Source organism: Pelomicrobium sp. G1 (assembly GCF_051905455.1).
GTDB lineage: Bacteria > Pseudomonadota > Gammaproteobacteria > Burkholderiales > UBA6910 > Pelomicrobium.
Window position 1 is genome coordinate 1 of record NZ_JBQACR010000233.1, and the last position, 316, is coordinate 316.

The 316-nt window shown below is 64.2% G+C and carries 1 protein-coding gene; it reads right to left on the reverse strand.

Annotation, left to right across the window (positions count from 1 at the left end):
* Window positions 1-316: energy transducer TonB (locus ACTFO6_RS18315; RefSeq protein ID WP_439935813.1), on the reverse strand; the 316-nt coding region annotated here is incomplete at both ends.

Here is a 316-nt window from a genome sequence, read left to right on the forward strand (position 1 = left end):
ATCTCCACCTTCTCCACCTCCCCGTCGGACTTGATGGACACGGTCACCACCAGGTTCCCGAAGATCTTGTTGCGCCGGGCCTCGTCCGGGTAGTTGAGGTTGCCCACCCGCTCGATCTTCATGCGCCAGTCTTCCCCGTAGCGGGCGAAGCGGTATTCGGTGGCCCGGGCGCCGATGAACTTGCGCCGGGGACGCTTCTGGTAGCTCTCCCAGTCCTTTTCGATCTGGGCCTGAATGCGCGCGAGCTGCATGCTCCGGGCCATCAGCTCGGCAGCATCGGTAAGCTCGGGCTGGGGCTGCTCCTCCACCTTTTCGC